General features: G+C 48.2%; 24 protein-coding genes and 1 tRNA gene. 13 read left to right on the top strand and 12 right to left on the bottom strand.

What is annotated here, in order from left to right:
* Window positions 1-38: 38 nt before the first annotated feature.
* Both Mcas_RS17640 and Mcas_RS09015 read right to left on the bottom strand, forming a co-directional pair.
* On the bottom strand, window positions 39-341 hold the full coding sequence (locus tag Mcas_RS17640; RefSeq protein WP_162176289.1) for a DUF2335 domain-containing protein: 303 nt from the start codon (window positions 339-341) through the stop codon (window positions 39-41).
* A gap of 46 nt (window positions 342-387) precedes the next feature.
* A complete protein-coding gene (locus Mcas_RS09015) occupies window positions 388-588 on the bottom strand; it encodes a hypothetical protein (protein ID WP_040335199.1) in 201 nt (66 codons plus the stop codon).
* Window positions 589-769: 181 nt separating this feature from the next.
* Between Mcas_RS09015 and Mcas_RS09010 the strand changes: the two genes are divergently transcribed.
* The 8 genes from Mcas_RS09010 (at window position 770) to Mcas_RS08975 (ending at window position 7,583) form a co-directional block, all read left to right on the top strand.
* The gene (locus Mcas_RS09010; RefSeq protein WP_040335198.1) at window positions 770-1,207 is read left to right on the top strand and encodes a response regulator; all 438 of its coding nucleotides are present in this window, start codon (window positions 770-772) and stop codon (window positions 1,205-1,207) included.
* Window positions 1,208-1,250: 43 nt separating this feature from the next.
* Window positions 1,251-2,132 carry a response regulator gene (locus Mcas_RS09005; protein ID WP_052567076.1) on the top strand — a complete coding sequence of 294 codons (882 nt, stop codon included), beginning with the start codon at window positions 1,251-1,253 and terminating at the stop codon, window positions 2,130-2,132.
* Window positions 2,133-2,165: 33 nt separating this feature from the next.
* Window positions 2,166-2,471 (top strand): circadian clock protein KaiB, encoded by a 306-nt coding sequence (gene kaiB / locus Mcas_RS09000; protein ID WP_353740388.1) that lies wholly within the window; start codon window positions 2,166-2,168, stop codon window positions 2,469-2,471.
* 2 nt (window positions 2,472-2,473) lie between these two features.
* On the top strand, window positions 2,474-3,991 hold the full coding sequence (gene kaiC, locus Mcas_RS08995; RefSeq protein WP_040335196.1) for a circadian clock protein KaiC: 1,518 nt from the start codon (window positions 2,474-2,476) through the stop codon (window positions 3,989-3,991).
* Between the two features lie 43 nt (window positions 3,992-4,034).
* Window positions 4,035-5,609: a hybrid sensor histidine kinase/response regulator gene (locus Mcas_RS16660; protein ID WP_052567075.1), complete on the top strand. Its 1,575-nt coding sequence runs from the start codon at window positions 4,035-4,037 to the stop codon at window positions 5,607-5,609.
* A gap of 52 nt (window positions 5,610-5,661) precedes the next feature.
* Window positions 5,662-6,543: an ATP phosphoribosyltransferase gene (gene hisG, locus Mcas_RS08985; RefSeq protein WP_040335195.1), complete on the top strand. Its 882-nt coding sequence runs from the start codon at window positions 5,662-5,664 to the stop codon at window positions 6,541-6,543.
* 561 nt (window positions 6,544-7,104) lie between these two features.
* The gene (locus Mcas_RS08980) at window positions 7,105-7,329 is read left to right on the top strand and encodes a hypothetical protein (RefSeq protein ID WP_200873670.1); all 225 of its coding nucleotides are present in this window, start codon (window positions 7,105-7,107) and stop codon (window positions 7,327-7,329) included.
* A complete protein-coding gene (locus Mcas_RS08975; protein WP_040335194.1) occupies window positions 7,326-7,583 on the top strand; it encodes a type II toxin-antitoxin system RelE family toxin in 258 nt (85 codons plus the stop codon). The genes Mcas_RS08980 and Mcas_RS08975 overlap by 4 nt, the downstream gene beginning before the upstream one ends.
* A gap of 279 nt (window positions 7,584-7,862) precedes the next feature.
* On the opposite strand, the gene Mcas_RS18145 is transcribed toward Mcas_RS08975, so the two are convergent.
* The gene (locus Mcas_RS18145; protein WP_156033287.1) at window positions 7,863-8,039 is read right to left on the bottom strand and encodes a hypothetical protein; all 177 of its coding nucleotides are present in this window, start codon (window positions 8,037-8,039) and stop codon (window positions 7,863-7,865) included.
* Between the two features lie 456 nt (window positions 8,040-8,495).
* Between Mcas_RS18145 and Mcas_RS16655 the strand changes: the two genes are divergently transcribed.
* The 3 genes from Mcas_RS16655 to Mcas_RS08960 all read left to right on the top strand — a co-directional run bounded on the left by Mcas_RS16655 (window position 8,496) and on the right by Mcas_RS08960 (window position 13,385).
* Window positions 8,496-11,480, top strand: coding sequence for an HD domain-containing phosphohydrolase (locus Mcas_RS16655; protein ID WP_052567074.1), 2,985 nt, complete (start codon window positions 8,496-8,498; stop codon window positions 11,478-11,480).
* A 329-nt stretch (window positions 11,481-11,809) separates the two neighbouring features.
* A complete protein-coding gene (locus tag Mcas_RS08965; RefSeq protein WP_040335193.1) occupies window positions 11,810-12,799 on the top strand; it encodes an RpnC/YadD family protein in 990 nt (329 codons plus the stop codon).
* Window positions 12,800-12,845: 46 nt separating this feature from the next.
* A complete protein-coding gene (locus Mcas_RS08960; protein WP_040335192.1) occupies window positions 12,846-13,385 on the top strand; it encodes a macro domain-containing protein in 540 nt (179 codons plus the stop codon).
* 106 nt (window positions 13,386-13,491) lie between these two features.
* Here the strand turns inward: Mcas_RS08960 and Mcas_RS08955 are convergent, their stop codons facing one another.
* Both Mcas_RS08955 and Mcas_RS08950 read right to left on the bottom strand, forming a co-directional pair.
* Window positions 13,492-14,187 carry a hypothetical protein gene (locus Mcas_RS08955; RefSeq protein WP_040335191.1) on the bottom strand — a complete coding sequence of 232 codons (696 nt, stop codon included), beginning with the start codon at window positions 14,185-14,187 and terminating at the stop codon, window positions 13,492-13,494.
* A gap of 35 nt (window positions 14,188-14,222) precedes the next feature.
* Window positions 14,223-14,296: transfer RNA gene (locus Mcas_RS08950), tRNA-Arg, on the bottom strand.
* Between the two features lie 496 nt (window positions 14,297-14,792).
* Between Mcas_RS08950 and ispD the strand changes: the two genes are divergently transcribed.
* The gene (ispD, locus tag Mcas_RS08940) at window positions 14,793-15,494 is read left to right on the top strand and encodes a 2-C-methyl-D-erythritol 4-phosphate cytidylyltransferase (protein WP_040335189.1); all 702 of its coding nucleotides are present in this window, start codon (window positions 14,793-14,795) and stop codon (window positions 15,492-15,494) included.
* Window positions 15,485-15,988, top strand: a complete 504-nt coding sequence (ispF, locus tag Mcas_RS08935; protein ID WP_040335230.1) for a 2-C-methyl-D-erythritol 2,4-cyclodiphosphate synthase — start codon at window positions 15,485-15,487, stop codon at window positions 15,986-15,988. Before ispD ends, ispF begins: the two co-directional genes overlap by 10 nt.
* Here ispF and cobO read toward each other — a convergent pair.
* The 7 genes from cobO to Mcas_RS08900 form a co-directional block, all read right to left on the bottom strand.
* The gene (gene cobO / locus Mcas_RS08930; protein ID WP_040335188.1) at window positions 15,960-16,502 is read right to left on the bottom strand and encodes a cob(I)yrinic acid a,c-diamide adenosyltransferase; all 543 of its coding nucleotides are present in this window, start codon (window positions 16,500-16,502) and stop codon (window positions 15,960-15,962) included. The genes ispF and cobO overlap by 29 nt on opposite strands.
* 5 nt (window positions 16,503-16,507) lie before the next feature.
* Window positions 16,508-16,891 carry a hypothetical protein gene (locus Mcas_RS08925; protein WP_040335187.1) on the bottom strand — a complete coding sequence of 128 codons (384 nt, stop codon included), beginning with the start codon at window positions 16,889-16,891 and terminating at the stop codon, window positions 16,508-16,510.
* A 388-nt stretch (window positions 16,892-17,279) separates the two neighbouring features.
* Window positions 17,280-17,750 carry a cyclic nucleotide-binding domain-containing protein gene (locus Mcas_RS08920; protein WP_052567073.1) on the bottom strand — a complete coding sequence of 157 codons (471 nt, stop codon included), beginning with the start codon at window positions 17,748-17,750 and terminating at the stop codon, window positions 17,280-17,282.
* A gap of 50 nt (window positions 17,751-17,800) precedes the next feature.
* Window positions 17,801-19,567 carry a type IV-A pilus assembly ATPase PilB gene (gene pilB / locus Mcas_RS08915; RefSeq protein ID WP_040335186.1) on the bottom strand — a complete coding sequence of 589 codons (1,767 nt, stop codon included), beginning with the start codon at window positions 19,565-19,567 and terminating at the stop codon, window positions 17,801-17,803.
* Between the two features lie 380 nt (window positions 19,568-19,947).
* Window positions 19,948-20,232: a hypothetical protein gene (locus tag Mcas_RS08910; RefSeq protein ID WP_040335185.1), complete on the bottom strand. Its 285-nt coding sequence runs from the start codon at window positions 20,230-20,232 to the stop codon at window positions 19,948-19,950.
* Window positions 20,233-20,369: 137 nt separating this feature from the next.
* Entirely contained in the window at window positions 20,370-22,286 is a 1,917-nt protein-coding gene (locus Mcas_RS08905) for a tetratricopeptide repeat protein (RefSeq protein ID WP_162176288.1), read from the bottom strand.
* Window positions 22,210-24,021, bottom strand: coding sequence for a tetratricopeptide repeat protein (locus tag Mcas_RS08900; RefSeq protein WP_052567071.1), 1,812 nt, complete (start codon window positions 24,019-24,021; stop codon window positions 22,210-22,212). The genes Mcas_RS08905 and Mcas_RS08900 overlap by 77 nt, the downstream gene beginning before the upstream one ends.
* Between the last annotated feature and the right edge of the window lie 252 nt (window positions 24,022-24,273).

Raw genomic sequence — 24,273 nt, 5'->3', positions numbered from 1 at the left:
CGATTGCTACGTCATTGGCATGAATCCACGCCGTAATATTAATTAGTGATAAACCCTATTATAATCAGAAATAATGCTATTATTTTTCCTAATTTACGGTCTTTGACTTCATTAATCATAACGTTGTTTTGTAGTTTTAAGATATCATTATTTTGTCTTAGTTTTTCTTTATCACATTCATGTTTATGCTTCAGATTGTTTTCGGCCATAGCCAGTATTCTCTCAGCGGAACCAGGCAATATGCTCTCATATCCTTCCAAGGTTTTAGGTGCAGGAAGAGGGCCTGAGTGCCTTGATATTCGAGCTTGTGCTATTGATAGAGAGTCAGACTGAACAGACATGTCATCCATCTGTGCAGAAGGCAGAGGCGAGCTTAGATCGGTGATGCTATGTTTTTTCGACTTGCTTTGTCTCGGCATCAACTATACCCATAGCATATCTGATAGCGTTACCGGTATCTGCCCATGCCATTGCGATATCATTATCGTCATCACTATCAAGCTGTGCAAGAGGTTGAATATTTAAAGATGACGACGGAAATATGTCGATAACACTTCCAAAGCCTATTATAACGTTCTTAATGTCCATCTATTACTATAGCATATTACTGTTCGTAAACTCAACTGCTACCGCAGAGCAATCTCATTAGACATAAAGAAAAAGGTGACTCCGCTGCTTTGTTGCTTGACCTCATGAAAAATGCTATTACCCATGAACAATTTATTTTACCTTTGACATTTCTGAGTGTCCACTGTATAATAGAAGCGTTATGGCTGACAGCAGACAGATAGAAGTCCTGTTAGTGGAGGACGACCCGGCAGATATAGACCTGATGCGTGAGGGGTTGCTCGGGGCAAAGGTGTATGTCAACCTTCGTGTCGTTATGGACGGAGTGGAGGCTATGGCGTTTCTGAGAAAAGAGGGGGCCTATGGCGCCGCCTTGCAGCCCGACTTAATACTGCTTGATTTGAACCTGCCCAAAAAAGACGGCAGAGAGGTGCTCAGGGAGATAAAGAGCGATGAGGGATTAAAGAAAATCCCCGTCATTATTCTCACCACCTCCGACGCAGAAACCGATATACTGCGCTCATACAACCTCGGGGCAAACTCTTATGTAACCAAGCCCGTTGGCTTTGAAGAATTCGTAAAGGTAGTAAACACGATAGAGGATTTTTGGTTCACGGTTGTAAAGCTGCCCCCCAAGTGAACAAACTCTAAGAAAAATATACGATACAACTCACAACCCAAATATGGAACAACAGAATGAGATAAGCGGCAAAGTCAATATACCTGTAAGGGCATTAATAATAGAGGATGACCACACAGATGTCGAACTTATAGACGAGTATCTATCTCTTGAGGAGAGCGATTTCAAGCTGGAAGTTGAGACAGTCGGCAGACTTTCTGAAGGTTTGGAGCGACTATCGAAGGGTGATACAGACGTTGTTCTGCTTGACCTTACGCTGCCTGACAGCAACGGTCTGGATACATTTATAGCCGTGTATTCACGTTTTTCCGGTGTACCGATAGTGATACTCTCCGGCGTTGACAACGGCAAGTTTGCCTCGCAGGCCGTGTACATGGGCGCCCAGGACTATCTCGTAAAGGGTCGATTTGACGGTAACCTGCTCGTGCGCTCAATGCGATATGCCATAGAAAGACACCGCCTGCAGACCGAACTCGCCGCCACGCGGCAGCAACAAAACAACCAACAGGAGATGCTTTCACTCTCCCGCCTATCCGGAGCACCAACGGCATCCGTGACGGCTCAAATGCTTGGGAAACTATCGTTACGGGAAGGCGCTGGGCAGATTTTTCAACAAACGGTATCCAGGTACTGCGAGCTACTGGAATTTGCCATAGAGCACCGAATCTACAAGACGAATCACAATGTCTCCGAGGGACTGCTGGCTATAGCTGAACAGTTGGGTTATCTCAAGGCCGGTCCGCGTGACGTGGTGGAGATACATAGTGAGGCGATAAAGAAGAAAATAGAGGGTATTAACCTCTTCAAGTCTAATCTGTACATAGAAGAGGGGCGCATGATACTCCTGGAGCTAATGGGTGACCTCGCCTCTTACTACCGCAATCATTTTGTCACGTACAGGAAGTCGTCGGATGAACAAAGATAAACCAAATGCGTATGAATATAATGGAGGATTATGATGGGCAAATTTGTCTTAAAGCTGTACGTAACTGGTAAGACACCCAGGTCTGAACGTGCCATTGCTAATCTTAAAGACATCTGTGAAGGAGAATTACAAGGGCAATATGACATGTTGATAATAGACGTCTTAGAACGTCCGCAGTTGGCCGAGGATGAGAAGATACTTGCCACGCCAACCTTGATCAAGGAACTGCCAATGCCTATAAGGCGTATAATAGGCGATCTGTCGGACACCGAAAAGGTCTTGCTCGGCCTCGACCTTCAAACAAAAATGAAAACCTCAACTGCTGATGGAGGTAGATAGACGTGACAGATTTTAATACGTCAGATGTGGAAAAACTAAAGACCGGCATCCCCGGTTTTGATTGGATATCCAATGGCGGCATTCCCTTAAATCGCACAACCCTGTTATCGGGTACGGCAGGGAGTGCCAAGACAGTCTTTGCTTGTCAATTCCTTGTAGAAGGTATATTAAACGACGGCAGCAGTGGCATATTTGTCACCTTTGAGGAATCCCCCGATGACATACGACAAAACATGAAGGGCTTTGGCTGGGATATACCCTACTACGAACGCAACGGGAAGTGGTTGTTCGTGGATGCCTCCATGCACCCGGAGACGGAGGTCATAGAGGCCGGCGCCTACGATATGGGGGCACTGCTGGCACGCGTAGAGTACGCCATCAACAGGATCAAGGCTACGCGCGTCTCTTTTGACTCACTGGGGGCATTTTTCAGCCAGTTTTCAGACAGGACAACCGTGCGGCGCGAGATATTCCGGATCACATTTGCGCTGAAAAAGATGAACGTCACCAGCATAATAACGGCAGAACGCACGGAGGAACATGGCAACATCGCCAGGTTCGGTGTTGAAGAATTCGTGGCCGACAATGTCATCATACTCAGAAACATGCTGGATGAAGAAAAACGCCGCCGTACCATTGAGATACTGAAGTTTCGGGGCACTAGCCACCAAAAGGGGGAGTTCCCCTTTACCATCATCTCAGGTGAGGGCATGATCATCATCCCGCTGTCTGCCATAGAGTTAAAGCAAAAGTCCTCGGCAATACGGATTACCTCCGGTTGCCCCGAACTGGATAAGATGTGTTCGGGGGGGTTTTACCGTGACTCCATAATCCTCGTCTCAGGTGCAACTGGGACAGGAAAGACCCTGATGGTGACACACTTCATGGCAGGAGGCGCTCACCAGGACGAAAGATGCCTCATTTTTGCCTTTGAGGAGAGCCGTGAGCAGCTCTTTAGAAACGCCATAGGCTGGGGCGTGGATTACGAACAGATGGAAAAAGAGGGCAAACTCAAGGTTGTGTGCGAATATCCGGAGACCGCCTCACTTGAAGACCACCTCATCCAGATGAAAAAGATCATTGATAAATACAAGCCTAATCGTATTGCCGTAGACAGCCTCTCTGCCCTGGAGCGGGTCTCATCGCTGAGGAGTTTCAGGGAGTTTGTTATCAGTCTCACATCATTTATCAAACACCAGGAGGTGGCAGGGCTGTTTACATCAACGACACCAACACTCCTGGGTGGAACGTCCATAACGGAGACACATATCTCTACCATCACGGACCTGATCATACTGCTAAGGTACGTAGAACTCTACGGTGAGACACGTCGCGGCATAACGGTCTTAAAGATGCGTGGCTCCATGCACGACAAAGAAATCCGGGAATTCAATATTGATCACAGTGGCATGCACATAAGTAAGCCATTTCGCAATGTCGTGGGTATATTGACAGGCAATCCGATACAGATATCATCAGCCGAAATACAACGCACTGAACAACTGTTCAAGGATGACTAGCCACTACCAACAATAAAAAATATCACTCTTAGGGTTATTAAGCATGAACAACGAAGTAAAGATTATAAATGTATTGCTTGTCGAAGACGATGAGGTTGACGTTGAATACGTCAAAGAGATACTGTCAAATCAACGTAACATATCCTTTGCCGTGACCGCAGTAAGCCGTCTCTCTGAGGCACTGTCGCAGTTTCCACACGGCAGCATAGACGTCCTGCTGGTAGACCTCAACCTCTCAGACAGCAGGGGGCTTGACACGTTTCTGAGCTTGCACGCCACTGTGCCACACATCCCCATTGTGGTACTGACAGGCTCCGAAGATGAAGCCCTGGCCATAAGTGCCGTACAGAAAGGCGCCCAGGACTACCTGGTCAAGTGGGATACAAAAGACAAGCTGTTGATACGCTCCATCCAATATGCTATAGAGCGCCACAAGCTGTTCTTACAGATAAGGGCATCACATGAATTCAACTTTTATAACGTATTCAACAAAAATGCAGACGGCATCTTGGTGATAGACATGGAAGGCAGGGTAATCTTTGCCAATCCTACCGCCGAAGCCATGTTTGACAAGGGCACAGGTCAACTTGTCGGACATCTTATGGGGTTTCCGGTAGTGAAAAATGATAAGGCGGAGATCGATATCCTGCGCGGCAACGGAGAGACAATATCTGTGGACATGCGCATGGTAGAGGCCGAATGGGAATCCAGCCCTGCCTTTATCGCCTCTCTCAGAGACGTCACAGAGACCAAACAACTAATGAATGAGATATATAAACTCAACAGAACCCTCGAACAGCGCGTGACTGAAGAGGTCGAAAAGCGCCGGATACACGAACACATGCTGGTACAGAAGTCCAAGATGGCCGTCATGGGTGAAATGATCCATGCCATCGCCCACCAATGGCGTCAACCGCTCAATTCCCTCAGTCTGATCGTTCAGGACATCAGGGAGGCCTATGACCATGAGGGACTTAGCGATGAGTACCTCACCAAAACCATCGCCGATGCCATGAAGCAGATCGAGTTCATGTCTCACACCGTGGATGATTTCAGAAACTTCTTTATACCCAACAAGAGAAAGGTTGTCTTTGATGTAAATCTGATAATCTATGAGCTTGTCAACATAATAAGAGACCAATTCAGGACCCAGTCAATCAAAATTAAACATGTCTGTCAGTGTCCCCGCCATATTATGGAGATCGTTGCGTGCAGCACATACAAGAGCTGTGAGTATGATATGGTAAACGTCAACGCCTATCCCAATGAGCTGAAACAGGTCATCTTAAACCTTATGGTCAACGCCAGGGATGCTATTATGTATGCAAGGAGAAAGGATGTCCTGCACAAGGGCGAGGTCGGAAGGATAGAGTTGGATGTAGCTCGTGACGGTGATAAGGTCAAGATTCACATTAAAGACAACGGAGGCGGAATACCCGATGGCGTTTTGAGTCACTTGTTCGAGCCATTCTTTACAACAAAGGATGTTGACGGCACAGGGGTTGGCCTGTATATGTCAAAGATGATCATAGAAAAAAACATGGGCGGCAAACTCTATGCTGAAAACATAGACAATGGTGCTATGTTTACAATTGAACTAGCTGCTGTTGCAAGTTGATTGATGGCATTTTGGGCAGCTATCCAAAATAAAGACAAAGGAACTAAGAGACATGGAAAAAACCAACACGCTTAAACTTGGGCTTCCCAAGGGCAGCCTCCAGGAGTCAACCTTTAAGCTATTTCGTAAGGCGGGCTATCACGTATCGGTGTCCTCGCGCTCGTACTATCCCTCGATAGACGATCCGGAGATTGAAGGGATGCTGATCAGGGCGCAGGAGATGGCGCGCTACGTGGAGATCGGGGTGCTTGATTGCGGACTGACCGGTTACGACTGGATACTTGAAAACAACTCCAACGTGGAGATCGTCACCGAACTCAACTATGCCAAGGAGGGACTTCGTCCGGTGCGGTGGGTGGTGGCGGTACCAAACGATTCACCGATCAGGGCCGTAAAGGACCTACAGGGTAAGCGCATTGCCACGGAACTGGTAGGTTTCACCAAACGCTATCTCACCGATAACTGCATAGAGGCCGAGGTCGATTTCTCCTGGGGTGCAACGGAGGTCAAACCCCCTCAACTGGCCGATGCCATTGTGGAACTGACCGAAACAGGCTCTTCGCTGCGGGCAAACAACCTGCGCATCGTGGAGACGATCCTCGTGTCAACCACACGCTTTATCGCCAACAAGGGCGCATGGCAGAACGCCTGGAAACGGGAAAAGATTTGCAACATGGTGATGCTCCTTGAGGGTGCCCTGGCCGCAGAGGAACGCGTCGGACTGAAAATGAACATCCCCAGGGAAAACCTCGGCGACCTCAAGGCAATACTGCCAGCGTTGCACTCGCCAACCATATCGGAGCTGACCGACAAGGATTGGCTTGCCCTTGAGGTCGTCATCGAGGAACGCCTCGTGCGTCAGCTCGTACCGTCACTGAAAAAAATAGGCGCCACCGGTATCGTGGAATACCCGCTGAACAAGGTCATCCCATAAAAAGCCAAAGAACAAGGACGGGGTAACCGTTACTCCCGGTGAAGGGAGGGAAAGGGGCAGCAGGTGTATATATCATCCGCATGAAGGAGAAATTGCGGCAAGGTATATACATATATTAGGCGCATTATAAGGTAGGATTTTTCTCTGCTGCCCCCTATACCTAAAAACCTTGAACTATAAAACCTCCTGTCTCTATAATCCTCAATAAATTTCAACCACTCCAATGGTATACAGCTTATAGCCATGTCCCGTATTTGTATTGTATCAGATATTTTTTTACAAAACAAGAGAAATCTTCTTCACATTACAAAGTTTGCATGTGATATTTTTTTAACCGATTATAGCAGACTTCGATTGGATTAAATACAAAAAATGTGGCATTTTTACGGGGTCAAGGGGACTTCTTTCTGGCCGGGGTGCCTCACCCCTCCCCTTGCAGGGGGTTCTGAAGGGGGGCGGAGCCGCCCCTTTCTTTCTTTATATCGCATGCAATTGAAACGCTCTATAATTTCTGTTTATGTTATGATACAGATTAATATGATATATTAAGGAGGCAGAGGCGTGAAAAAAATCGGAGAAACAAGATCGATGCAATCGTTAAAGGTACATTTATCAACGGATGAGATAATTGAGGCCGTCAGGAAAATGAAAAAGACCGATAGGGAGGCATTCATCGAAGATTTGATCGCTGCAATCTCTCCTGAATATCTCCAGAGCATTAAAGAGGCAAGGGCAGAATATAAATCAGGCAAGGTAAAATCGCATGAAGAAATATTTGATAAATGAGCTATGTTCTTGTTTATACATCCAGAGCACAACGAGATATCAAGAAATTAGAACCAAAAATAAAAAATTCCATTGAGAAGGCTATGCTAAAATTGAAAGAGGAACCTTTTCTTTATTCATCAAAGCTAACCAACCCCAAAATTGGCAGTTACAGATTGCGTGTAGACAACTACAGGGTAATATTTGATATTGAAGGATGGGATATTGTAATTCTCAGAGTTGGCCATAGGCAGGATATTTACAGAAACATATAGGTGAGAGAAACTACAAACGTATCTTCTTTAAAAAACATGGCAAAATTAACTTCATGGCTTAAAAACATGGATTCCTGCTTTCGCAGGAATGACAGTTACAGCCGTTTTCCAAGTGTGTCATTCCTGCTGGCTTGACCAGGAATCCAGGATGCGTAAAAGCATAGTTACCATGAAATATAAAGGGGGTACCTCTATTTCTATGTTAAAAAAACATACTGAGTAAGGTAACATTTTGAGTATTGTAGCAGAGATATTTTTACAAAACAAGAGAAATCTTCTTCACATTACAAGGTCTGCACATGATTTTTTAGCAGATGGCTTGCCCGGCGCCTCAAACACTACGGCATCGCTCCCATACATACTGCACATAAGTTCATAGGTTATGAACCATCGTTCATAGGTTAATACCTCGATGTTTGCTTGAATTTGTGTGTTTACATATGAACGTTCGTTCATATCTGACCCCTCTTTGATTTATAAACAACGTAAGAGTTAATCACAGATGCTCTTATTTTAATGCCTTATTAGCCAACTGTGCTCCTGGCATGATTTTTGACACTTTAGTTCTATAAAATCATCGGGGCACATAAGAGTATGTGTTCTAACGGAGGAAGATATTCGTTGATATATACCTACCTATACTTTTGCAAATTTTTGTATACTATGCTTTCACAGTTTATCCTGTTTGCACAGGAATGACATGGATGAGCCAAAGATACCATTCTACTGTCATTCCTGCGAAATATGTCCCTGGCTTGAACAGGGAGCAGGAATGACAGTTACAGCCGTTTTTCAAGTATGTCATTCCTGGCTTGACCAGGAATCCAGGATGCGTAAAAGATGGTTACCGTGAAATATAAAGAGGATACTAAAAATTACCCTGTTTTTTAAAGGAGGATAACCTAAAAAGAGATGTTTGACCTGTTAAGATTTAGCTTGGGTGATATGATACAGTGCGGCCACCTTATACGCCAGTCCACCGTGGGGTGCGACTGCATGGAGGACGCCGCCAACGGAATAATGAAGACTCTCTACAATAACTTCAGGGATTCCAACACGGGGGAGGGCAATTTTGTCCTCGCGAGGTTTTTTAAGACACACCGCTTCGGTAAATTGCCTCAGGAGTTAAGACTGACTGCCCTGGAGAGTTTTGCTCAAGTCCCCCAGGAGGACACAAACTGTCTCACCCTCCTTGCCACCTGCGGCATAGAGGAAGCCTGGAACAAACGGCAGACCTCCCGGGGACATCAGGTCATCCCGCTGTACAGTGTGCCGTTTGTCAATTCGCTCCCGATGGTCTCTGCCCTGCTGTTGCAGTTTGGCGTGGATATCCATGACATGGTGCACAGTAACGGGCAAAGACACTTCATAGATACGGATAAGACCTATGGCGTCTTCTACGTCTACGATGCAACGAATAATCCCCTGGTACCGGCACAGGAGGAGTTTGTTATTCCCTATGGCGTCAAGTCCGTGCTTGGTTTTGGCGGGGAACTACCAAACGGAGAGATGTTTGCCGTACTGATGTTTTGCAGGGTCTGCTTATCGGACGATGTTGCCGTCATGTTCAAGCCCCTTGCCCTGAGCGTACAGTATGCCATTGCACCATTTAAGACGTCCGTGTTTTGCGATAATGGCGGACCACCCACTCAACCGGATTGTGACTCGCTGCAAGCCATGATTGCCATACAGAATAACCTCCTGCGTGTCACGGAGGAGATGGCACTGATGACAACCACCAGGCTTGATGACATCGTCAGCCAACGCACAGCGGAGCTAACGGAGAGTTATCGCACCCAGGGGGTAGTCAATACAATCCTGTCGTTGTCGCTGTCACCGATGTCTTTAGATGCACAGTTGCAGGAGATACTGGAGCTGCTGCTGTCTGTGTCGTGGTTTGCCCTGGAACCTGTTGGCAGCATAGCCATTGTTGAGGACGAAAAGGACGTCCTCGTCTTAAAGGCTTATGTAAACTTCAACGAACACCTGTTGACAAAATGTCAGCGTATACCCTTTAACAGGTGTCTGTGCGGTATAGCCGCATATGAAAGGCAGATTGTCTTTTCCAATTGCATAGACGAAAGACACGAAACAAGCTACACAGGCATGTTGGAGCATGGTCATTACTGTGTGCCTATAATATCGGCTGATGGTAACGTCCTGGGCGTGATAAACCTGTACGTCAGGTGTGGTCACAAGAGAAGTTTGCGGGAGGAGGAGTTCCTGTCCGCCATTGCCAAGACAATTGCCGGAATCATTGAGCGCAAACGCATGGAAGATATGCTCAGGCTGGTAAATGAAGAGCTTGAGGACAAGGTGATGACGCGCAATATCGACCTGGTAATGGCTAATTCAAGACTCGAGGTGGAGGTAAAAAACCACAAGGACGCCAGAAAAAAGCTAAAACACAACTACCAGGTACAGCAAACAATAAACTCTATCCTGGAGATATCCCTGCGCTCCGACTCCCTTGATGAAACCCTGCGAGAGATACTTGCCGTTGTTGTCTCCATCCCGTGGGTATCGCTGGAGTCCAAGGCCTGCGTGTTCCTTGTTGATGACAACAAGAGGGTCTTAAAGATGTACTCTTCCTACAATTTTAACGACGACCACCTGAATACCTGCAGGGAGATTTCTATCGGACAATGCCTGTGCGGGAAGGCCGCATCAGGAGGAGAGATAGTATTCTCCAGCGGACTACACACCGAGCCACACCATGACATCGTCTACAGAGACATAGAGAACCATGGCCACTACTGCGTCCCCATAATGTACAATATGCAAGTAATTGGCGTCTTTACGGTATTTACCAAGGCGGGGCACGAGAGAAAAAAGGACGATGAAGATATCCTGTTTGCCCTGACAAACACACTGGCGGGGGTCATTATGCGTTACAACACGGAGGATATCCTCAAAGAGAGAGAGGAACACCTCCGTTCGGTCATTCAGACATCCGTAAACGCAATATTTTCAATAGATACCGATGGCCGCGTTGCCTTCTGGAACGACGGGGCGGCAAGCATCTTTGGTTACAGTCCGGACGAGGTAATCGGAGGAGACCTGTCGGTGATTATACCGGAGCGATTCAGAGAGGATTACAGGGGAGGGCTTTTGTATCATTTTAGCAGTGGTCCGCCACCCCTTGCCACAGGAGAAGCCTTTGAGCTTATTGCTTTAAACAAGGCTGGCGTGGAGTTTCCAATAGAGTTGTCGCTGACTAAGTGGAGTGCGCGCTCGGGGACTTTTTTCACCGGGATTGCCAGGGATATCACCAGGCGCAAGAATGCCATCTCCGAGCTTGAGGTAAGCCTCAACAAGCTGCGCAGGATAACTGGTGCGGTAATGGAGGCGATGTCTGTAGCCGTTGAGGTGCGCGACCCCTATACCGCTGGTCATCAGCGCAGGGTGTCAGACCTGGCCCGCCGTATTGCCGTCAAAATGGGGTTATCTGCCGATCAGACAGAGGGTCTCAGGGTAGCCGCCGAAATACACGACCTGGGAAAGATATCCGTCCCCGCCGAAATCCTCAGCAAGGCAGGGAAGATCAAACCACAGGAGTTTGAGATCATCAAGGACCACTCAGAGATCGGTTATAACATCCTCAAGAGTATCGAGTTTCCATACCCCGTAGCGGACATTGTCCTGCAGCACCACGAAAGGCTCAACGGCACCGGATATCCGCGAGGGCTAAAAGGGGATGAGATACTGATAGAGGCACGGATCATCTGTGTGGCCGACGTGGTGGAGGCCATGGCCAATCACAGGCCCTACAGGCCAGCCCTTGGAATAGAAAAGGCCATGGAGGAGATCAGCGCCAATAGCGGTATCCTGTATGACCCAGATGTAGTACGGGCCTGCCTGCAGGTCTTTAAAGGGGGCTTTGTCTTTAAACCCTGACAACTATCCCTTAGTCAGGTACTTACTATGGTTTCGCACTTTCTGGATTCCTGCTTACCCCTGTTCAAGCCAGGGGCAGGCTGTGGAATGACATAGAACAGCCAAAATCGCCATTTACTGTCATTCCCGTGAAACATGTCCCTGGCTTGAACAGGGAACGGGAATCCATTTTCAAGAACTGCATAAAAGGCTGGTTTATAAAAAAGTGCGAAAGTATAGGTACTTAAAACATACCGCACACACTTTCAATAACAATCACCGGAAATCTGCCATATAACTTGCCAATGCACATGCCAATAAGGTATGATAAATCATGAGGGTAAAGGGTTATGCCAAATCAATATGACAGGATAATCAAGGAGACCATGCGGGATGTGGTTGACGTTCTGCTGTGCAGGGTGATGAAGATAGAGGCCGTGAGTATCACTGCCATAGAGAGCAAGATGCAGGTCACCGATGAGAGGGAGGCCGATTTTCTCTTAAAAGTGGTTACAGTGCAGGGTGAAACTATCATTGTTCACATAGAGTTTCAATTGACCAATGATCCAGGCATGGTCTACAGGATGCTGAGATACTGGTGTCATATGGCTCAGATACATAAGTTGCCCGTGATACAATATGTCTTCTACATTGGCAACAAGCCATTAAAGATGGCAGACCGTATAGTCGAACCAAAAGTAAACTATCAATACAACCTCATCGACATGAGGAAACTTGATTGTGAGCTGTTTTTGTATTCCACAAGGCCCCAGGAGATGATTATATCGGTGCTGTGTAATCTTGAGGGTAAGGGTGCCAAGGTGTATTTGAAGGAGCTGCTTCAACGTATCCGGGACTTTGTGAAAGAGGAGACGCTTCGTGGTAAATATATACAGCAGATAGAAATGATGTCACTGACAAGAGACTTACAGGATTATATATACAAGGAGGTAGAAAAAATGGCCTTAACATATGATTTAGAGAGAGACATCAGATTTAAACAGGGCTTGGCACAAGGGGTAGAGAAAGGATTAGCGCAGGGGTTGGAGAAAGGATTAGTGCAGGGGGTAGAGAAAGGTCTGGCGCAGGGGCTGGAGAAAGGTCTGGCGCAGGGGCTGATAAAAGGTGAAAAGAAAGGACTGAAAGAGGGGCAGAAGGAGGGACAGAAGAAAGGATTACTTGAAGGGATAGAGCTTGCCCTTGATATAAAGTTTGGAAGCGATGGTCTGGCCTTGATGTCAAAAATCAGAAAGATCGATAACCTGAGTGCCCTGAAGAAGATGAAAGAGCACATACGCAAGGCAACCGACATTGGCGAACTTGTCAGGCTAATCGGCTGAAAACCTGCCATTGTTATAATCTGAATAAATACATGAGGAGTTTGTAATGGAAATAATCAGCGAAAAGTCAATCGGCAACAAGACACTACGGTTAGTCAAGGGAGACATAACCGAGCGCGATGTGGATGCAATTGTCAATGCGGCCAACTCTCACTTGCAGCACGGTGGTGGTGTGGCAGCCGCGATAGTTAAAAAAGGTGGCAATATAATCCAGGAGCAGAGTAACAAGATAGGTTATGTCCCTGTTGGCGGTGCTGCCCTGACGCGGGCCGGCACCCTGCTGTGCAAGGCCGTTATACACGCAGTCGGACCGCGGATGGGCGAGGGGCAGGAGGACGAAAAACTCGCAAGCGCTGCTGTCAGTTCATTGCAACTGGCCTCAGAGCATGGCTTTGAGAGTATTTCTATGCCGGCAGTCAGCTCCGGTATATTTGGCTTCCCAAAGGACAAGTGTGCTGCCATACTTGTCAGACAGAGCAAGCTGTTTCTGGAACAAAACACTCAGTCAACCCTCAATACCGTTGAATTCTGCATATACGACGACAAAACACTGGCATACTTTAAGAGTGAGTTTGAACGCCTCTGAGACCATACAAAAAAACTCTGCCTCTGTGACAATGTTCGTTGCATTGTAATAGTTCACCATGTTTAAAAATCAAGGCTACACAGGATGGGATCAAGGTAGTCGTTCCTCAGACGATGCCAAAGACCTCGTCAAGGAAAACAACGAGCCTTTCAAAGCAGGTCTGCCAACTGAGGATAAATGCCTTGATTGTTTTGAGTTCGACCTCTTTGGCATCGAGGTGGTAGTTGGCCTTTACGTCAATGGCTGGGATTGCCTTTGGAAAGATGATACGACTCTGTGCCTCCGAGTCGTTGCTGTCATGTTCGTGTGCGGCAATATCGGTCACCTCAAGGGATATGGTGCAGGAGACGTCGTCAAAGTAGGATACAAACTTTAATCCGGCCTCCGTCAGTCCGGAGCCAAGATTTAACCAGGGGCCTTCCTTGATAAAAGTTTTTTTTAAAAATGCCAGGGCCATCTGTCGTGTTTCGTATACATAGTGACCGGTAAAGTTTATACCGGCGGCGGTGTAGTTGACGTGGGGCAGGACGTTCAGATATCTGGTGGCAATGGCCGGTATCTGAGAGTCGTATGGGATTGTCATCGTGTCCTCGTCTATGAACTGCAGTCGCTCACTTTCGGCTACAATGGAAAGTCCTCCGTTGTAGACCACGTGCGATACAGCCGAAGAGCACAGCACATCCTTGAGCGTCAGAGTCCCTTTGACGATGCCGGTGTGTCGCAAAAAGTCCGGATTTAAGATCGTAGGGTTGTGCCTCTTGCCAAGGATCACGACTGAGTAAGATGTCAGGTCGAGCTTCATATATCTGGTGCCTTGTTGCTACTGGGTTAATATAGCGCGCCCAGGAGGAGTCGAACCCCCAACCTTCGGATCCGTAGTCCGACACTCTATCCAATTGAGCCATGGGCGCATGTTTAATATGATACATGTTTTTAATGGCAGTTGTCAAATAAATTTTTGACGAGCAGCGATTCAGAGTGTAGAGTAAACATAGATAGGAAAGGGATTTACCAGGGTTAAAAAAACTTTTTTCGGGCAGTTTTGTATGAAACACATCAGTAAAGTAAAGTTTTTCTCTCTTTTACCGTTAAATATAATAAAGACTTATAAGGAGAGAAAAATGAAGATCAAGTGTAAAGATAAGAAGAAAAAGAGTGCGATAGTGTTTAGGCTGTATAAGGTAATTATACATTACTTTCCTGATTTGCTTGATAAACAGCGAGGGATAAAAGATTATCGTAAGAAGAGCGAGTATGAGTTAGCATTCGATATCTTGACATTTTCTTTGAATACATAGTAAAATATTTTTGTCTCTCATGGAGAAAGTATAACAATTATATAGTAAATGGGCAAGTTATTTGTGCCCAGTTCCTTAGTAGATTCTTGGGACTAAGCAGACGGACAAAATGACAATCGCAATAGTGCCATCGGCAGGTTCAGGCAGGAGATTTGGTTCCAAACGCAACAAGGTATTTTATCCCTTGCTGGGGATACCGATCCTTGCCAGGACATTGCAGCGGCTCCAGGCGTGCCAACAGATAGATGAAATCATCCCCGTCATCCAGGACTGTGACACAGAGGACACCCGTGAGCTGATAGAGAGGTTTGCGCTAACCAAGGTCAAGCGTCTGGCCCCAGGTGGAGAGCGACGGCAGGACTCCGTCTGTAACGCCCTGGGGCTTATTTGTGGGGCAACTACAGGGACTGCCAAGTTGGTGCTCATCCACGATGCCGCACGCCCCCTGATTTCGGATGCGCTCCTGAGGGACTGCATTGCTGGCCTTAGCGGGTGCGATGGCATCGTATGTGCCGTGGCTGTCAAAGATACCGTCAAGGAGGTCGCCGATGGCTACGTGGTCAAGACCCTCAGACGGGATAGCCTCATGGCCGTGCAGACCCCACAGGTGTTTCTCTGCTCCACCATACTTGAGGCATACAGCAGGGCGGCTGCCGATGGTCTGACCTTTACCGACGACACCTCGGCAGTTGAACACTACGGCGGCAGAATCAAAATCATCGATGGTGAGTACGCAAACATCAAGATAACCACGAGGGATGACCTCGCCTACGCACAATGGATACTATCCCAACAGACGACATCAGGGTAGGACTGGGGTACGACTCGCACCGTCTGGTTGAAGGCAGGAGGCTCATCCTCGGTGGGGTTGAACTGACCTTTGACAAGGGGCTTGCCGGTCACTCCGACGCCGACGTCCTGTGCCATAGCATCATTGATGCCATCATTGGGGCAGCGGGCCTTGGCGATATCGGGCGGATGTTCCCCGATACCGACGCCACATACAAAGACGCCTGTAGCCTCGACATGCTCAGACTCGTAATCGACAAGGTCAGGCAAGAGGGGTTTGTTGTCACCTGGCTCGATTGCATTGTAATTATGGAGCGTCCCAAACTGGCCCCCTACATCGAACAGATCAAACAATCACTTTCCTCAACGGGTATCGCCTCCAACCTCATCAACGTAAAGGCCAAAACCAATGAAGGCATGGGCTTTATCGGGCGTGGCGAAGGCGTTGCCTCACTGGCCACCTGTACGCTAAGGAGAGTGCGGAGGCTTAATACTCTATTCCCTGCCGTGCGGTAACGCCCTTGGTGAAATAGTGCTTTATCTCCCTGAATTCCGTCACCAGATCGGCCAGCTCAATGACCCTCTGAGGTGCTCCCCTGCCGGTCAGTACGAGTTCAACGCCTTGAGGACGACCTTGTATCAACTCCACAACCTCATCAAGCCCTAATAGCCCCAGGGTCATCGCAACGTTTATCTCATCGAGGATAACTACCTGGTAGTTGGCAGAAAGCACTGCCTCCTGACACTGGCTGAGACCTCTTATGGCTGCCTCTATGTCCTCCGCCCCCGGGGCACCCCTGACAAAGCCCATCCCATATTGCCGGACTTCTATGAGGTCATCCACACTTTGCAGAGTCGGGAGCGTCCCGGAGCGGGAGATGAAATGAAACTCGCCACTGCCGGTACTTTTTATGAACTGGGCAAAAAACACCCTCAACCCACTCCCTGCCGCCCTGACTGCCAACCCTACTGCCGCCGTGGTCTTGCCCTTACCGTTGCCCGTGTACACCTGTACGTAACCTTTAAACAATTAACTCAACCCAATAACGGTATAATCGTAAATGTCAAAAATAACAGATAAAGAACTCCTAGCACCATAGCTGCCCTCCGTCTGCCGGTCTTTGAATGTTCATCCCTGTCGATAAATGGCACCATCAGTAGCGCAGCCACAAAGACCAGAGGCAAAACCACCGTCCCTATAAACGCAGTCCTGCCAGGAAAGTACTTCAACAGCTCAAAGAGCCACAGGAAGTACCATTCCGGCTTTGGCTGAAACGGCGTTGACAGCACAATGCGTCTGCCCATCTCCTGCGGCATTGCCAGAGCGGTAACCGTCAGCACTGCCATCAGGCATACCACAACACATAGTATCTCAAACAGGTAATCAGGATAAAACCTCTTATCGTCATCGCCGTTCATTCGTATCCTCTTTATATTTCATGGTACTATACTTTAAGGCAAAAAAGAAAGGGGCGGTTTGTGGCAGGGGCGGGTGCGACCCGCTGCGGGAAAATCGTGCCCCACCCCCCCCGCAAGGGGAGGGGTAAGCCACCCCGGGCACGAAGAAGTCCCCTTGACCCCATTATTCTTAACCTTAATGTTCTAAACATTTATGCTCCGCTATTTAACACCCTACGGAGTGTCTTCTTCAAAAAGCATGGTAAAATTAACTTCATGGCTTAAAGGCATGGATTCCTGCTTTCGCAGGAATGACAGTTATAGCCGTTTTCCAAGTGTGTCATTCCTGGCTTGACCAGGAATCCAAGATGCATAACAGTATAGTTACCATGAAATATAAAGAGGATACCTACGGAGTGTCTTCAAGTGGCCATCTCTTTGCGAGTTCCAGGGCCTCCAGTATATAATCCATGCGGGTATTGACTTGTCGCAACCTCCGTGACATAAATATGCCAATCCCCTTGTAAAAGCGCCTGCCAAAATCAGGCTCGTCATACATTTTGTTATCAAGGGCTTCCCTTGAGATGTTAAGCAGCACAACATTTTCCAGGGCAATGACAGTGGCTGCCGTAGGTTTGTCCTCCAGATAAGACATCTCTCCCAGTATCTCGCCGGCACCTACCGTGTTTAATAACCTGGGGTTGGTGACGGATATATATACGCCCAGGGTACCTTCCAAGACCATGTAAATTGAACCTATGTACTCTCCTTCGCTTATAACCACAGTGCCAGGCTCTACACGCTCCTCAACCCCTGCCGCCAACAACCACTGTATGTCATCGTCAGAGAGTTCTTCAAGCAATGTTGTAAGTTTAGTCATAACTCATCTCCTTAGTATCAGGCGTAGAAATTTTATTTTTTTCAATCATTTTAATCTCCAAACGTGCTTCTGAATACTTCATCAATGGTGGTCAGTCCCTGTTTGACCCTGTATAAGCCACTCTGCCTGAGTGTGCGCATACCCAATCTGACGGCCTCTCGCTTTATAGACTCGGCAGTGCCACCGCTGAGGATAACCTCTTTCAGATCAGTGCGCATTGGCATTACCTCATGCAGGGCCAATCTGCCCTTGTAGCCGGTATTGTTACAGGCATCGCACCCTTTACCTACGTAGCACTTGAAATCAGCAATCTCCTCGGGGGCAACTCCCGCCTTTAAAAGTACCTGTTCCGATACTTTTTGTTCTATTTTCTCACAGCTCTTGCATATCCGCCTTGCCAACCTCTGGGCTATTACCAGGATGACCGATGAGGATACCAGAAACGGTTCGATCCCTATGTTTAAGAGCCTCGTAATCGTAGCGGGGGCATCGTTGGTGTGCAGGGTGCTCAGGACAAGGTGACCCGTTAAGGCGGCCTTTACACCTATTTCGGCGGTTTCCTGGTCTCTGATCTCACCAACCAGGATGATATCGGGGTCCTGTCGCAAGAACGACCTCAACGCCGCGGCAAACGTCAGCCCCACATCAGGCTTGACCTGCACCTGATTGATCCCTGCCAGGTTATATTCCACGGGGTCCTCTGCCGTCATGATATTAACCCCCGGTTTATTCAGGTGTGAAAGCCCCGAATACAGGGTCGTCGTCTTGCCACTACCCGTGGGACCGGTAACCAACACCATTCCGTAGGGTTTCTCTATGGCCTCGACGAAGTCATTGAGCTGCGTATCGTCAAATCCCAGGACGCTTAAATCCAGATTCAGGTTGGATTTGTCAAGGATTCGCATAACCACCTTTTCACCAAATTGTAGTGGCAGGGTCGAAACTCGAAAGTCTATCTCACTGTTTTCGCCAAACTTGATCTTGATCCTGCCATCCTGGGGTATACGCCGCTCGGATATATCCAGGCGAGACATTATCTTGATGCGTGACACGAGGGGATTCTTTATATGCTCAGGGAAAGGCGGAAACGCCTGCTTTAACACACCGTCTATCCGATACCTTACGTGAATCTCTTTCTCCCGTGGCTCTATGTGAATATCGCTGGCTCTGTCATTTATAGCATTCATCAGGATTGCATTTACCAGTTGGATTATAGGGGCTGCCCCGGCATCCGCCAATGATATCTTTTCTTCTTTTTGTTCAACAACGGCGATATTGGAAGTCGTTTTCTTGATAAGTTTGTCAATCTCCGACATATCCAGCGATGTCTTCTCCGTTGACTTTGCCGGTGCAGCGGCAGCGGCTGCCTTCAGTTGTTCCGTCTTGGGATAGTGTTCCTCTATTGCCTTCATGATGGCAGATTCCGTGGCCACATGCACTGCCACCTTCATCCTCGTTATAAACTTGACGTCCTCTATGGCGGGATTGTTGGTGGGATCGGCAATGGCAATCCGCAAGGCGTCTCCTTCCATTGTAATGGGGATCAGGATGTTTCGCTTTGCACGCTCAAATGGTATCTTTTTTACCAGTTCGGTGTCTATCTGGTATTGAGACATGTCGATCAAGGGGATTTTATACTGCTTGCTGAAAAAGCCTGCAAGGGCGTCTTCCTTGACAAATCCCATCTTTACAAGCACGGAGCCTAACCTCTTACCCTCTTTCTTGGATATCTCAAAGGCCTCCTTTACTTGTTTCTCTTCTACCAGTCCGCTTCGTACCAACAATTCACCAAGGACTGATACAGAACCTGTTGCCATACTCTCTCCTTTTCGTTACAAATGTTGTTAACCCATAAATAATCTCTAAGCCGCCACCGACGCCTTACGGTCTGACTCTCCAAGATGACCGATGTAGTATATTTCGATTGGATTAAATACAAAATACGTGGCATTTTTATGGGGTCAAGGGGTCAGCGCCCCCCGGCATAGAAGGGGGGACTGCTCCCATTGTGGGGTTGGTCTGAGGGAGGGCAAAGCCCTCTTTTCTGTTCTTTTAGTGCATGAAAGACAAACGCTCTATATAAATAAGCTACTTTGCTAGTATTAGCATAATGTAGGCTTATAGTAGCAATTCTTGTCATCACCTCTTTATGCTAACATATATTTTTTTTCTTGTCAAGACAAAACCGCACTTCCCACTAATGGACGTAATGCTTTTTGCATTCCCTGATATAGTCCTCAAATAAAAGCTGTGCTTTAGCGCCGCTAAGTGGTGTCATATATTCCGGTACACTGAAGGCGGTAATTCCAAAAGTGCTAAATTGCGATGCAATCGTAAGCTGTTTTAAGATACGGCTAATAGGTGCCAGTTCTGCAGTAAACGGATTTTCTTGAAGCATAGTCATTATTTCAACGATGACGCTAAGGCGCACGTTGTGTTTCTCTGCCGCCTTTTTTATTGCATCAAGATAAATTGGAAGCACTCCAGTCCGGCGTGGTCACATCGCCCAAGCACAGTAATAATGCCATATTGCTAAAACAGAAAAGTGGCTTAAATCAATGTCACAGCAAAATAGAAATGTCCGGTTATCGTGGAAAACTCGAGAATGTACATATCTTGTTATAATGTTGACCGAAGCAGAGCCGCCCCCTTCTTTCTTTTTCCTCTCTCCGCCTCAGCGAAGGACTCGACAGCCTCTCTGTGCCGCCCCAGCCTCTTCAGGGCAAGCCCCTTGTTGTAGTGCAACTGCCAGTTGTTGGGATCGATCCGGATGCCTTGCGAAAAGTAAACCAACGCCTCTTCGTACTTGCCCTCTGACACAAGGGACAGACCAATATACTGCAAGGCGTCAACATCACGGGGATTACTTACCATGGCCTTTTGGGCATACTTGATGGCCTCAGCGTAGTTTTTCTGGCGCATAAAGGACAGGGCTAGCATCTTGTAAAAGTATGGATTACCACCCTTGGTCAAAAACGGGGTCGCCTTGAGAAAATACTTTGCGGCCTCCTCGTACCTGCCCTGCGACAGAAGGGTACTCCACATATTGAAGTTCAAAAGCGGGTAATCTGGGACAATCTTCAGGCCCATCGAAAACTGTTCAATGGCCTCATCGATCCTGCCGGTTTTTAAGAGATGCGTACCGTAATTGTTGTGTGCAACGTAGTTGTTTGTTGTCACCTCCAGGGCATGTTTAAACAACGCCCCCGAGTCGTGCCAGTGCTGTACCTGCCTGTGGGTCAGAACCGGCAACGAGCCGATGACAATCACGCCGGCCAGGACTGCCCCGACGCTGCACGGCAATGACCACGACGAGACGTCATCTGCCAGTGCGGCAATGATTACAAAGATGCCAATTGTGGGTACGTATGCGTATCTGTCGGCTATCGGGGCAATGCTGACCTGGACTATCTGGATCACCGGCAACAACGTCACAAGATACCACAACCATCCAATCAGGAGATACGGCCTCCTGTGCCTGAGCATCACTACCACAACGCTCACACCAACAAAGAGCACCAATCGCACCACAAGCTCCCATGACAACGATAACTCCACGTAGGGATAAAAGGCCGCCAGTTTCACGGGCCACAACGTCTTTTCAACGTAGGAGGCATACGACTGTAACGCACTCAACAGGCGAAACCACAACGACGTCACCGACAACGGGACAATTGTCTCGCTCTTGCTCTGTGCAATGATCGTGACAGCGGAGCTAATCAGAGACAGTGCAAACAACGGCGCCTTCTCCAGCGACAACCGCCACAGACGACGCCCAAAATGCTCCCCGACAAATCGCCGCAACGGCCAGTAGTCTGTCAGCAACAACACGGCAGGCAGCGTCACAAGCATTGGCTTGGACATCAGCCCCAGGATAAGAAAGAACTGCACCACCACATAACGCTTCCACGAAGGACTTTCAACGTAGCGAAAGTAGACGAGCATCGTTAGCAGCCAAAACAGCGTAGACAGTACACTTTTGCGCTCCGATGCCCAGGCCACAGACTCCACGTTTAACGGATGCACGGCAAACAGGACTGCTACCACGCCTGCCACAATGACGGGATGTGTCACTGCGCCACGGAGGATATACATGAACAGGTAAAACAACACAATAGCGTTTATCACGTGCAGCATCAGATTAGTCATGTGTATGCCCTGGGGATTGACCCCGCCGTAGAGTTCGGTGTCTAGCATGTAGGACAGCCATGTCAGCGGATGCCAGTTGGAGAGATAGAAAGTTGTAAGTGCCCACGTCATCCCTTCGGTTGTCAGGCCGCTTTTGACGTAGACGCTTTCGGTTAGGTATTTTTCGTCGTCGTAGCTTACGAGTCCGTTGTCACTCAGCGGCCAGTAGGCGCACATGGTAAGGGTTATCAGGCAGAGGACGATTAGCAGGTTCAGATAACGGGTCTTGATTTCTCCAGTGGCCGGCACCGTCTGTGGTTTCCCCCCGGAACTACTCACCGCCAAGGCGCTGTGCCTGGAGCATGTGTGCCTGTGCCTCCTCGTCCCTGCCAGCCTTTCTGAGTGCATAGGCCAAGTTCTTGTGCATGGAGGCGCTCTGAGGAGCGATGTCAACGGCACGGGTAAAGGCATCAACGGCCTCTTTCACCCTGTCAAGCCCCATCAGGGCAATGCCGAGGTTGTTTAACACCTCCGTATCCCTGGGATGAATATCCAGCGACTTGTTGAGGTATATAACGGCATCCTTGTAGTTTTTTCGTTTCAGGTAGATCAACCCAAATCGCTTGCGTAATAGCGCCTCACCGTCAAAGAACATCAGGGGCTGACTACGCACATAGTGTATCATGGCCTCTTCAAACTTGCCCTGCCTGGTGAGGGCATCTCCCATGCTGCCACGCAGTTCGGCGCTATCGGGTTTTAGCTCAATCCCCCTGGCAAAGTATCCGATGGACTCGCCTAATCTGTCATTGTCGATCAGGGCGTTGCCGTAGTTGTTGTAGGCCTGGTAGTTGTTTTCTACGGCATCGATGGCGTGCTTAAAGAGCGTCAGGGAGTTCTTCCAGTGACCGGTGTATGCCCACGTCAGGCTGCCGTAGAACACGATCAGCACGGCGGCTATTATTGTCAGGACGGGTTTTTTAAACCGGCTGTTTTGCAGAAGTTCGGCGCTGCCCCATGCCATAATTATATATATCCCGATAAGCGGGACGTAGGTGTATCTGTCTGCGATGGCCTCACGTCCGGTCTGAACCAGCTTTATAACCGGCACCATCGTGCCCACGTACCACAGCCAGCCAATGATGAGATATGGCCTCCTGGGGCCTGACACCAGTGCGTAGATGGTGATTACCAGCAGGAGTGCAAAGGCCGCACACGGCTTCCACAGCGGCATGTTGTAGGGATAAGGGTAGAATATGGCCAGTTTGGTGGGGTTTATCATCATGTAAAGATACTGCACGTAGTTGACCGTAGCCGTAAAGACACGGTTTGCCAATGGCAGCATACTCAACGGTTGTACGGCGTGTGCCTCCCTCTGCACCACGTAGGTTATCATACTGGATATCCCGGAGAGGACAAACAACGGTATCTTCTCTGCGATCCTCGGATATGTGAACCGCTTTAACGGCCACACGTCCATCAGGATCAGAACGAATGGCAGAGTTACTGCCATCGGCTTGGCCATAAGCGCCAGTGCAAACAACAACAGGACAAGCATGTATATTCGTATCTTTATCCCCCTCCCTTTATGAGAGGGTGTATCAGTATCATCCTGGCGCACATAGTTGTGGTAGGCAATCATCGTCAGCAGCCAGAACATCGTGCACAGGACATTCTTACGTTCCGACACCCACGCCACCGATTCAACGGTCAGCGGGTGGACTGCAAACATGGCAGCGACAAAGGCGCTCCGCCACCTCTCTGCCGTCATCCGCAACAGCACGTAGAACACAAGGACGGTATTTATCATGTGTATGATGAGGTTTGTGAGGTGGTGCCCGCCGGGGTTGAGTCTGAAGACCGATACATCAAGCATGTGCGAAAGCCACGTCAACGGATGCCAATTGACAAAGAACGTAGTTTTAAACGCCCACAGCATCCCATCCACGCTAAGGCCGGTGTTTACCATATGGTTATCCGTGACATACTGCGGGTCGTCGCAGTTGATAAAGTCGTTAAACCCCACCCTGTAGTACACAACAAGGGTCAGTAGCAGCAGCACCAGCACTATCGATTTCGTGTCGTCTTTAGTGAGAATGCCCCCTTGCTTGTCCTGTGGCGGCTCAACCTTTTCTCTTATATTCATGTCTTCTCATATCGCTGGTAGAACTATTGTAAGCTAAAGGAGACTGCTTATGCAAGGCTTGTATTTACTATACTTTCGCACTTTTTTTTAAACCAGTATTTTACGCTGTTCTTAGAAATGGATTCTCGCTTTCGCGAGAATGACACCAAGTGGCGCTTTTGGCTGTTCCATGTCATTTCTGCGTAAGCAGGAATCCAGAAAGTGCAAAACTATAGTTACGGCAAGAAACATTTCAGAAAAAACTCCAGATAC

The organism is Candidatus Magnetobacterium casense (assembly GCF_000714715.1).
In the GTDB taxonomy this organism is placed as follows: domain Bacteria; phylum Nitrospirota; class Thermodesulfovibrionia; order Thermodesulfovibrionales; family Magnetobacteriaceae; genus Magnetobacterium; species Magnetobacterium casense.
This window is presented reverse-complemented; position numbering and strand designations above follow the sequence as displayed.